The organism is Streptomyces sp. NPDC029164 (genome assembly GCF_055563995.1).
This window is the reverse complement of the sequence record NZ_JBVHWW010000009.1, coordinates 192,517-203,119: the sequence shown is the minus strand read 5'-3', so window position 1 is coordinate 203,119 and position 10,603 is coordinate 192,517. Positions and strand designations below refer to the sequence as shown.

Below are 10,603 nucleotides of genomic sequence, written 5' to 3'. Positions count from 1 at the left end.
CCCCCCCCCCCCCCCCCCCCCCCCCCCCCCCCCCCCCCCCCCCCCCCCCCCCCCCCCCCCCCCCCCCCCCCCCCCCCCCCCCGCCCCCGTGTCGTCGTGTGCTCCGAGGTCCTAGATGCGGACCTGGACGGCGCGGGCCAGCCGGTCGTGCAGGCCGCGGCCGTCCCGGTCCCAGATCAGCGCCGGGATGACCAGGGCCAGCAGCAGCGTGCGCAGGAGCACCCGGCCGACGCCGAGGCGGCCGCCGTTCTCCGAGATCACCCGGAGGCCGAGGATCCGCTTGCCGGGGGTGAAGCCCACGGTGCCGATCGTCAGGACGCTCAGGGCCAGGAAGAGCCAGAGGGTCCAGTTGCCCGCCGCGGCCACGTTTCCGCCCGTGATCAGCCCGTACGCAATGAGCTGGCAGCCGATCCAGTCGATCGCGACGGCGCCGAGCCGGCGCCCGAAACGTGCCACCGAGCCGGGTCCCTGCTGCGGCAGGCCGAGCCGCTGACCCGGATAGCCGAAGTCGACGCCCATCTCCTCGGCGGCCGCGCGGGGGCCGGAGAGCCAGGATCCGATTGCCTGTCTGTTGTCCACCCGACCACGGTACCGGTGGCGCCTCACGGCACTCCGGCGGGACCCTGGTTAACTTGTGCGAAACAAATGGGTCATGCTTGAGAAATCCCTTGTGCTTATGGTCGGGTCAGCGTGCGGCACCGCACTGACGCACCACGAGCTATAAAGCCCGCCCTGCCCCGGGGCCGGGAGTAGGAGGAGTTGGATGTTCCAGAACGCCGACGAAGTGAAGCAGTACATCGAGGAGAACGACGTCAAGTTCGTCGACGTCCGCTTCTGCGACCTGCCTGGTGTGATGCAGCACTTCACCATCCCGGCGCGGGCGTTCGACCCGGCGGAGGAGCTCGCCTTCGACGGCTCCTCCATCCGCGGCTTCCAGGCGATCCACGAGTCCGACATGGCGCTGCGCGCCGACATCACCACCGCGCGCCTGGACCCGTTCCGCAAGGACAAGACGCTCAACATCAACTTCTTCATCCACGACCCGATCACGGGTGAGGCCTACAGCCGCGACCCGCGCAACGTGGCGAAGAAGGCCGAGGCGTACCTCGCCTCCACCGGCATCGCCGACACCGCGTACTTCGGCCCCGAGGCCGAGTTCTACGTGTTCGACAGCGTGCGCTTCGCGACCACCGCGAACGAGAGCTTCTACCACATCGACTCCGAGGCCGGCGCCTGGAACACGGGCTCCGAGGAGAACAACCGTGGTTACAAGGTCCGCTACAAGGGTGGGTACTTCCCCGTAGCCCCGGTCGACCACTTCGCCGACCTGCGCGCCGAGATCTCCCTCGAGCTGGACGCCCAGGGCCTCCAGGTCGAGCGCCAGCACCACGAGGTCGGCACCGGTGGGCAGGCCGAGATCAACTACAAGTTCAACACGCTGCTGGCCGCGGCCGACGACCTGATGCTCTTCAAGTACGTCGTGAAGAACGTCGCCTGGCGCAACGGCAAGACCGCGACCTTCATGCCGAAGCCGATCTTCGGTGACAACGGCTCGGGCATGCACGTGCACCAGTCGCTGTGGGCCAACGGCGACCCGCTGTTCTACGACGAGGCCGGCTACGCGGGCCTGTCGGACACCGCCCGGTACTACATCGGCGGCATCCTCAAGCACGCCCCGTCGCTGCTCGCGTTCACCAACCCGACGGTGAACTCCTACCACCGCCTGGTGCCGGGCTTCGAGGCGCCGGTCAACATGGTGTACTCGCAGCGCAACCGCTCCGCCGCCATGCGCATCCCGATCACGGGCTCGAACCCGAAGGCCAAGCGCGTCGAGTTCCGCGCGCCGGACCCGTCCTCGAACCCGTACCTCGCCTTCTCGGCGCTGCTCCTCGCGGGCCTCGACGGTGTGAAGAACAAGATCGAGCCGATGGAGCCGATCGACAAGGACCTCTACGAGCTCTCGCCCGACGAGCACGCGAGCGTCCCGCAGGTCCCGACCAGCCTGGACGCGGTCCTCAAGGCCCTGGAGGAGGACCACGAGTACCTCCTGGCCGGCGGTGTCTTCACCCCCGACCTGATCGAGACCTGGATCGACTACAAGCGCACGCACGAGATCGCCCCGATCGCACTGCGTCCGCACCCGCACGAGTTCGAGATGTACTTCGACCTCTAGGTCGCGACCGCTCGCAAACGAGCGTCATGCCTGATGGGAGGCCCCCCGCCACTCTCCACGGAGAGCGGCGGGGGGCCTTTCCCTTTGACAGGGCAGCAGGGGCGGGGCGAGGGTGGAATAACCTAAATGCCGTATAAGCGAGACACGTACGGAGGTGCATGAAGATGCGCCGAAGGATCGTTGCAGCATGCCTGGCGGGGGCGGCCGGACTCACGATCGGCCTGATGCCGGTCGCCAGCGCGTCGGCGAGCACCCCCGCGGGGGGTGGGGGTGGCAGCTGGAGGTGCTCGGACAACAACTGGCGCGACGGGCGCTGGGACGAATGCTGTAACCGGGACTGGCGTGACCGTCCGAGCTGGTGCTGGGACGACGGCGGAGTCGGCGGCAACGGCGGACGTCACCACTGGAACAACTGGAACGACTCGAACTGGCGTGACTCGAACTGGAACGACTCCGGCCGCGGCGGCAACGGCGACTGGGGCCACCACGACTGGGGCAACTGGGGTGGCGGTCGCGGCGGTGACGGCGGCAACGGCGGCGACGGCGGGTGGGGCGGCGTCCGCGGTGGTGACGGCGGCAACGGCGGCGACGGTGGTGGCGGCGGCTGGAGCGGCGGTCGTGGTGGCGACGGCGGCAACGGCGGCGGCAGCGGCTGGGGCGGCCACTGAGACCGACCAGGACACACACGACACGTACGACGCACACGGCACGTACGACGCACACGGCACGTACGACGCGTACGACATGTAGGGCCGCGGGCCCGGGCCGATGCCCCTGTCGCGCTGAACTCAGCGCAGCAGGGGCATCGCGCCTGTGAGGTCGCGCAGGCAGCGGACCGCGAGTTCGGCGGGCGAGCCGGCGCCCGAGACGGGGGCGTCCGTGGTCGACCACAGCTCCAGCGCGACGCGGATCGCGTCCGTGGCCGCCGCGGCGAGCAGCCGGACCTCCAGCGGATCGGCCTCCGGCCCGGCCAGCCGGGCGATCACCGGGACCAGGTGCTCCTCGGAGTCCTGGTTCACGCGGTACCAGACCGCCCGCAGGGCCTGGTCCCCCGCCGCCGCGCGCAGCAGTCCGCGGGTCACCTCCAGGCCCTCCTCGACCGCCTGCGGGCCGCTCAGTGACCGGGTGACGGCGCGTTCCAGCGCCTCGGCGAGGGGCGTGCCGGGGTCCTCCTCGGCCAGCAGTGCGCGCCAGGCGTCCCCGCCGCCCGCGAGCAGCGGTGCCACCGCCTCCTGCTTGTTGCGGAAGTAGCGGTAGAAGGTGCGCAGCGCCACCCCTGCGCGGTGGGCGATGTCCTCGGCGGTGGTGCCGTCGGGGCCGTGTTCGGCGAACAGTTCGCAGGCGGCGCGGGCGATGTCGAGCTGGGTGGCGGCCTTGCGGCGCTCGGTCAGCGACTGGGCTCCGGGGCCGGCCTGGGGAGAGTACGGACGAGGGGATCTCACGGGGTGAAGCGTAACCTCCCGCAGCCCAGGGTAATGACATTTACCGACAGCATGGCAAAACGTGCCATGCCCTCGGTACGCTCGCGCCATGAACCGTTACGAAGGACGTCGTGTCCTCATCACCGGCGGCGGCTCCGGCATCGGCCGTGCCACCGTCCACCGCATCCTCGCCGAGGGCGGCCTGGTCCACGCCGTGGACGTCAGCGAGGCCGGCCTCAAGGTCACCGCCGACCGCGCGGCCGCCGAGGGCCACCAGGACCGGCTCACCACCGCCGTCCTCGACATATCCGACGAGAACGCGGTCAAGGAGGGCGTGGCCGCCGCGACCCTCGCCCTCGGCGGGATCGACGTACTCGTCAACGCCGCGGGCATCCTGCGCTCCGCGCACACCCACCAGACCACCCTCGACCTGTGGAACCAGGTCATCGGGGTCAACCTCACCGGCACCTTCCTGATGATCCGCGAGTCGCTCCCGGCCCTGCTGGCGGGCGACCGGCCGGCCGTCGTGAACTTCAGCTCCACCTCGGCGTCCTTCGCGCATCCCTACATGTCCGCCTATGCGGCCAGCAAGGGCGCCATCCAGTCCATGACCCACGCGCTGGCCGCCGAGTACAGCAAGCGGGGCCTGCGCTTCACCTGCGTCGCGCCCGGCTCCATCGAGTCCGGCATGACCACCGGCAACGGTCCCGGCCTGCCCGAGGACACCGACTGGAGCCTGTTCGCCAAGCTCGCCCCGGCCCTCGGCCAGGGCTTCGCCGGCCCCGAGACCGTGGCCGGCGTCGTCGCGATGCTGGGCTCCGAGGACGGCGCCTTCATCACCGGTACGGAGATCCGCATCGACGGCGGCACCCACTACTGATCAGGCGCGGAACCGGTCCCACAGCCGGGGGAAGCGCTCCGCGAGCACGGCTTCGTTCTCGAAGTCCAGCGGGGTGCCCTCCGGCTCCGCCGCCTGCAGCGGGACGCCCAGATCCGGTGCCACCGCCCCGGTCAGCTGCTCGTACGCCTCGTCGGCCGCGTACCCCAGCTCCTCGCCGTCCCCGTCGATCTCCTCGTCGAACTCGCCCAGCAGCTCCGCGAGATGGTCCGGATCGTGCACCCCGCCCTCGAAGACCTCCCGCCCCTGCCCGATCAGCCAGCAGCGGAAGTAGTCGAAGGCGTCGTCACTCGCCCCGTCGAGCAGCACCCAGGCCGCACCCCACAGGTCCCACGTGTACGCCCGGTTGTAGCGCGACTCGAAGTGCCGCGCGAAGTCGAGGACGGAGTCCGGGTCGAGTTGGGCCAGCCGCTCCACGAGCAGCTCGGCGTGCTCCTCGGGGTCGCCGTCGGCGGCCTCGCGGGTGCGGTCCACGATCTCCCAGAACTCCGTCTCGTCCATCACCGCTCCAGCATCACGGGTGCGCCCCCGCGCCGCCACCGCTCATACGGCGAAAGGCCGGTGTCCGACCCCCGCGGGGGGTGGACACCGGCCTTCCGGCGGTCATTCGGAGCCTCAGAGGCCGTAGCGCTCCCGGGCCTCCTTGACGGCGGACGCCGGCACCTCGCCGCGGCGGGCGAGCTGGGCCAGCGCGGCCACCACGATCGACTGGGCGTCGACACCGAAGTGGCGGCGGGCGCCCTCACGGGTGTCGGACAGACCGAAGCCGTCCGTGCCCAGCGAGGTGTAGTCCTGCTCCACCCACTGGCTGATCTGGTCCGGGACCTGACGCATCCAGTCGGAGACGGCGAGGACCGGGCCCTGGGCGCCTTCCAGCGCGCGGGTGACGTACGGGGTGCGCACCTCGCCGCGCAGCAGTGCCTCGTCGCACTCCAGCGCGTCGCGGCGCAGCTCGCCCCAGGACGTGGCGGACCAGACGTCGGCCGACACGTTCCAGTCGGCGGCGAGCAGCTTCTGCGCTTCCAGGATCCAGTGGATCGCCGTACCGGAGGCCATCAGCTGGACCTTCGGCGCGTCGGCGGCAGGGGCCGCCTCCGCCAGGTCCGCCGCCGTGTTGAAGCGGTACAGACCCTTGAGGATGCCTTCCTCGACGCCCTCGGGCATCGCGGGCTGCACCTTCGGCTCGTTGTAGACCGTCAGGTAGTAGAAGACGTCCTCGGGCTGCTCTCCGTACATCCGGCGCAGACCGTCCTTGACGATCACCGCGATCTCGTACGCGAAGGCCGGGTCGTAGTTGAGCGACGCCGGGTTCGTGGACGCGATCAGGTGCGAGTGGCCGTCCGCGTGCTGGAGGCCCTCACCGGTCAGCGTGGTGCGGCCGGCGGTGGCGCCGACGATGAAGCCCTTGCCGAGCTGGTCGGCGAGCTGCCACATCTGGTCGGCGGTGCGCTGCCAGCCGAACATCGAGTAGAAGATGTAGAACGGGATCATCGGCTCGCCGTGCGTCGCGTACGACGTGCAGGCGGCGATGAAGTCGGCCATGGCGCCGGCCTCGGTGATCCCCTCGTTGAGGATCTGGCCGTCCTTGGCTTCCTTGTAGTACATGAGCTGGTCGCGGTCGACCGGCTCGTACGTCTGGCCCAGCGGCGAGTAGATGCCGGCCGACGGGAAGAGGGACTCCATGCCGAAGGTACGGGCCTCGTCGGGGACGATCGGCACCCAGCGCTTGCCGGTCTCCTTGTCCCGCATCAGGTCCTTGACGAGGCGGACGAAGGCCATGGTGGTGGCCATCTCCTGCTTGCCGGAACCCTTGAGCAGTGGGGCGAAGGAACGGTCGGCCGGAGCCGGCAGGGCGACCTGCTTGACCTTTCGGGCCGGGGCCGGGCCGCCGAGCGCCGCGCGGCGCTCGTTCAGGTACTGCACCTCGGGGCTGTTCGCACCGGGGTGACCGTACGGGACCTGGCCGTCGGCGAAGGCGCTGTCCGGGATCGGGAGGCCAAGGAGGTCACGCATGTCCTTGAACTCGTCGATCGTCAGCTTCTTCATCTGGTGGTTCGCGTTCTTCGACTCGAACCCGGCACCCAGCGTGTAGCCCTTGACGGTCTGCGCCAGGATGACCGTCGGCGCGCCCTTGTGCTCCAGGGCGGCCTTGTACGCGGCGTAGACCTTACGGGGCTCGTGGCCGCCGCGGGAGCTGTGGAAGCACTCGGCGATCTTCGCGTCGGAGAGCACACCGGCCAGCTGCACGAGCTCGGCGTTGGCGCCGAAGAAGTGCTGGCGGATGTAGGCCACGTCGCGGGTCGCGTACGTCTGGAACTGGGCGTCCGGTACCTCGCGCAGGCGGCGTACCAGAGCGCCCGTGGTGTCGAGCTGGAACAGCTCGTCCCAGGCGGAGCCCCACAGCGACTTGATGACGTTCCAGCCGGCGCCGCGGAACTGGGCCTCCAGCTCCTGGACCACGCGGAAGTTGGCGCGGACCGGACCGTCGAGGCGCTGCAGGTTGCAGTTGATGACGAAGGTCAGGTTGTCGAGCTGCTCGCGGGAGGCGAGGGCCAGGGCGGCGGTCGACTCGGGCTCGTCCATCTCGCCGTCGCCCAGGAAGGCCCAGACGTGCGAGTTGGCGGTGTCCTTGATGCTGCGGTTCTGCAGGTAGCGGTTGAAGCGCGCCTGGTAGATCGCGGACAGCGGGCCGAGGCCCATGGAGACCGTCGGGAACTCCCACAGCCACGGCAGGCGCCGCGGGTGCGGGTAGGACGGCAGGCCGTTGCCGCCGGCCTCCTGGCGGAAGTTGTCGAGCTGCTGCTCGGAGATCCGGCCGTCGAGGAAGGCGCGGGCGTAGATGCCGGGGGAGGCGTGGCCCTGGATGTAGAGCTGGTCGCCCGATCCGTCGGCCTCCTTCCCGCGGAAGAAGTGCTGGAAGCCGGTCTCGTACAGCCACGCGGCGGAGGCGAAGGTGGCGATGTGGCCGCCGACGCCGTACTTGGAGCCGCGGGTCACCATGGCGGCCGCGTTCCAGCGGTTCCACGCGGTGATCCTGGCTTCCATCGCCTCGTCACCCGGGAACTCGGGCTCCGCGGCGGTGGGGATGGTGTTGACGTAGTCCGTCTCCAGCAGCTTGGGGAGCGCGAGGCCGGCGGCCTCGGCGTGCTGGAGGGTGCGACGCAGCAGGTATTCGGCCCGGCGTGTACCGGCGGCCTTGGCGACGGCGTCGAGGGAGGCCGCCCACTCGGCGGTCTCCTCGGTGTCGCGGTCCGGGAGCTGGTCGAGCTCGCTCGGAAGCTTTCCTACGGGGTCGGACATCGCTGTGCGCCGCCTTCCGGGTAATGGAGAGGTGGTGAAAAAATCCCTGACGGGCAGGACAGGGTCGGTGGACCTGGTTGAGGTCCGCGACGACTGTAAATCGCTGATCGATGATCGATCAAATAAAAGTGACAAAGAAACGTCCATCTGGCGAAAGTCGGCACCGCGTGCCATGAAGAAAGGCACGCGGTGCCGGTCAAATGGGGGCAATGCGGCGGCTCACGCCCTCGGAGCGCACCCCAGGACGTGCCGCTTCACGAGGAGACCGATGTCGGGATCCTGGCTGCGGAACGCCTCGACCAGGGCCTCGTGCTCCTCGGCGTAGGACTTCTGGACGGTTCCCAGCCAGCGGATGGACAGGGCCGTGAACACCTCGATGCCCAGGCTCTCCCAGGTGTGCAGCAGCACGCTGTTCCCGGCCGCCCGCACCATCTCCCGGTGGAAGCCCACCGTGTGCCGCACTTGCGCCGTGCCGTCCTCGATGCGGTCCGCCTCCCACAGGGCCGCCACGTGCGGTTCCAGGGCCGTGCAGTCGGCCGCCAGCCGCGGCGCGGCCAGCTCGGCCGCGATCTGCTCCAGGCCGGCCCGGACCGGGTAGATCTCCTCCAGGTCGGCCGCGGAGAGGTTCCGTACGCGCACGCCCTTGTTCGGCGCCGACTCGATCAGCCGCAGGGTCTCCAGCTCGCGCAGGGCCTCCCGTACGGGGGTCTGGCTGACCTCCAGCTCCACGGCGATCCGGCGCTCGACGATCCGCTCACCGGGCTTCCAGCGCCCGCTGACGATCCCCTCCACGATGTGCTCGCGGATCTGCTCGCGCAGCGAGTGCACGACGGGTGGGGTGATCATCGGGGCTTCATCTCCTGGTGGGTGTGCAGGGTCATGCGGGGCCTGATGCGTAGACAATACGGCGGCGCCCCCGCCCGGAAGTATCCCGGACGGGGGCGCCGACAGTGAGGCTGGTTACAAGCCGTTCGGCTCAGAGGCCGAGCTCGACCTCGAACTCGCCGGCCTCGAGGATCGCCTTGACGGCCGAGAGGTACCGGGCCGCGTCCGCGCCGTCCACCAGGCGGTGGTCGTAGGACAGGGTCAGGTACGTCATGTCGCGGATGCCGATGTTGGTGCCCTCGGCGGTCTCGATGACCACCGGGCGCTTCACCGTGGCACCGATGCCCAGGATGGCGACCTGGTTCGGGGGCACGATGACCGTGTCGAACAGCGCACCGCGCGAACCGGTGTTGCTGATGGTGAAGGTCGCGCCCGACAGCTCGTCCGGCGTGATCTTGTTGCCGCGGACCTTGGCGGCCAGGTCGGCGGTCGCCTTGGAGATGCCCGCCAGGTTGAGGTCACCGGCACCCTTGATGACCGGGGTCATCAGGCCCTTCTCGGAGTCCACGGCGATGCCGATGTTCTCCGAGTCGAAGTAGGTGATGGTGCCCTCGTCCTCGTTGATCCGGGCGTTGACGACCGCGTGGGCCTTCAGCGCCTGGGCCGCGGCCTTGACGAAGAACGGCATCGGCGAGAGCTTGACGCCCTCACGGGCCAGGAACGCGCCCTTGGCCTTCTCGCGCAGCTTCATGATCTTGGTGATGTCCACCTCGACCACGGAGCTGAGCTGAGCCTGCGAGTGCAGGGCCTTCATCATGTTGTCGCCGATGACCTTGCGCATGCGGGTCATCTTGACCGTCTGACCGCGCAGCTCGGACACCGCGGCGGCCGGAGCCTTGGCGGCGGGAGCGGCAGCCGGCGCCGGGGCGGCGGCAGCGGCCTTGGCGGCCTCGGCGGCGGCCAGGACGTCCTGCTTGCGGATACGGCCACCGACACCGGTGCCCGAGACCGTGGACAGATTGACGCCGGACTCCGAGGCGAGCTTGCGCACCAGCGGGGTCACGTACGCGCCCTCGTCACCGGCGGAGACCGGGGCGGCGGGGGCGGGAGCGGCGACCGGAGCCGGAGCGGCGACCGGAGCCGGGGCCGCGGGGGCCGGAGCGGCGACCGGGGCCGGGGCGGCCACGGGGGCCGGGGCGGCAGCGGGAGCCGGGGCGGCAGCGGCGGGGGCGGCCACGGCCGGAGCCGGGGCGGCGGCCGGAGCGGCGGCCTGGACCGGAGCCGGGGCGGCGGCGGCCGGGGCGGCCGCGGGGGCGGCACCGGCGGCACCGATGACGGCCAGGACGGCGCCGACCTCGGCGGTCTCGTCCTCACCGATCCGGATCTCCAGCAGCGTGCCGGAGACCGGCGCGGGGATCTCGGTGTCGACCTTGTCCGTGGAGACCTCGAGCAGCGGCTCGTCGGCCTCGACGGACTCGCCGACCTGCTTCAGCCAGCGGGTGACGGTGCCCTCGGTGACGGACTCGCCCAGCGCGGGGAGCACGACATCGGTGCCGGACGCGGCCGGGGCAGCGGCGGCGGGGGCCTCGGCGACCGGAGCCGGGGCCGCGGGGGCCTCGGCGACGGGGGCCGGAGCGGCGGGGGCCTCGGCCACGGGGGCGGCGGCCGGCTCGGCGGCCGGAGCCGCGGCCGGGGCACCGGAACCGTCGTCGATGACGGCCAGCTCGGCGCCGACCTCGACGGTCTCGTCCTCGGCGACCTTGATGGAGGCCAGGATGCCGGAGACGGGCGACGGGATCTCGGTGTCGACCTTGTCGGTCGATACCTCGAGCAGCGGCTCGTCGGCCTCGACGCGCTCGCCCTCGGCCTTCAGCCAGCGGGTGACAGTGCCCTCGGTGACGCTCTCACCGAGCGCCGGAAGGGTTACGGAAACCGACATGGTTTCAGTTGCTCCTAACGAAAGTGCGGAAGTGGTCGTCGCGCCCG

The 10,603-nt window shown here is 70.7% G+C and carries 9 protein-coding genes; 3 read left to right on the top strand and 6 right to left on the bottom strand.

Annotation, left to right across the window (positions count from 1 at the left end):
• Nucleotides 1-111 precede the first annotated feature (111 nt).
• Nucleotides 112-579: an RDD family protein gene (locus ACZ4VT_RS11705; protein ID WP_362813688.1), complete on the bottom strand. Its 468-nt coding sequence runs from the start codon at nt 577-579 to the stop codon at nt 112-114.
• A 184-nt stretch (nt 580-763) separates the two neighbouring features.
• Between ACZ4VT_RS11705 and glnA the strand changes: the two genes are divergently transcribed.
• The gene (gene glnA, locus ACZ4VT_RS11700; protein WP_327413593.1) at nt 764-2,173 is read left to right on the top strand and encodes a type I glutamate--ammonia ligase; all 1,410 of its coding nucleotides are present in this window, start codon (nt 764-766) and stop codon (nt 2,171-2,173) included.
• Between the two features lie 224 nt (nt 2,174-2,397).
• Nucleotides 2,398-2,841 (top strand): hypothetical protein, encoded by a 444-nt coding sequence (locus ACZ4VT_RS11695; protein ID WP_467948655.1) that lies wholly within the window; start codon nt 2,398-2,400, stop codon nt 2,839-2,841.
• 120 nt (nt 2,842-2,961) lie between these two features.
• Here the strand turns inward: ACZ4VT_RS11695 and ACZ4VT_RS11690 are convergent, their stop codons facing one another.
• A complete protein-coding gene (locus tag ACZ4VT_RS11690) occupies nt 2,962-3,615 on the bottom strand; it encodes a TetR/AcrR family transcriptional regulator (protein ID WP_467948653.1) in 654 nt (217 codons plus the stop codon).
• An 88-nt stretch (nt 3,616-3,703) separates the two neighbouring features.
• Here ACZ4VT_RS11690 and ACZ4VT_RS11685 point away from each other — a divergent pair, with 88 nt between their 5' ends.
• A complete protein-coding gene (locus tag ACZ4VT_RS11685; RefSeq protein WP_467948651.1) occupies nt 3,704-4,474 on the top strand; it encodes an SDR family NAD(P)-dependent oxidoreductase in 771 nt (256 codons plus the stop codon).
• Here the strand turns inward: ACZ4VT_RS11685 and ACZ4VT_RS11680 are convergent, their stop codons facing one another.
• From ACZ4VT_RS11680 to sucB, 4 genes are all read right to left on the bottom strand, one after another.
• Nucleotides 4,475-4,993 carry a DUF4240 domain-containing protein gene (locus tag ACZ4VT_RS11680; protein WP_362813677.1) on the bottom strand — a complete coding sequence of 173 codons (519 nt, stop codon included), beginning with the start codon at nt 4,991-4,993 and terminating at the stop codon, nt 4,475-4,477.
• 114 nt (nt 4,994-5,107) lie between these two features.
• Nucleotides 5,108-7,792, bottom strand: a complete 2,685-nt coding sequence (aceE, locus tag ACZ4VT_RS11675; protein WP_467948648.1) for a pyruvate dehydrogenase (acetyl-transferring), homodimeric type — start codon at nt 7,790-7,792, stop codon at nt 5,108-5,110.
• Between the two features lie 219 nt (nt 7,793-8,011).
• On the bottom strand, nt 8,012-8,635 hold the full coding sequence (locus ACZ4VT_RS11670; RefSeq protein ID WP_030707528.1) for a GntR family transcriptional regulator: 624 nt from the start codon (nt 8,633-8,635) through the stop codon (nt 8,012-8,014).
• Between the two features lie 133 nt (nt 8,636-8,768).
• Entirely contained in the window at nt 8,769-10,556 is a 1,788-nt protein-coding gene (gene sucB / locus ACZ4VT_RS11665) for a 2-oxoglutarate dehydrogenase, E2 component, dihydrolipoamide succinyltransferase (RefSeq protein WP_467948646.1), read from the bottom strand.
• Between the last annotated feature and the right edge of the window lie 47 nt (nt 10,557-10,603).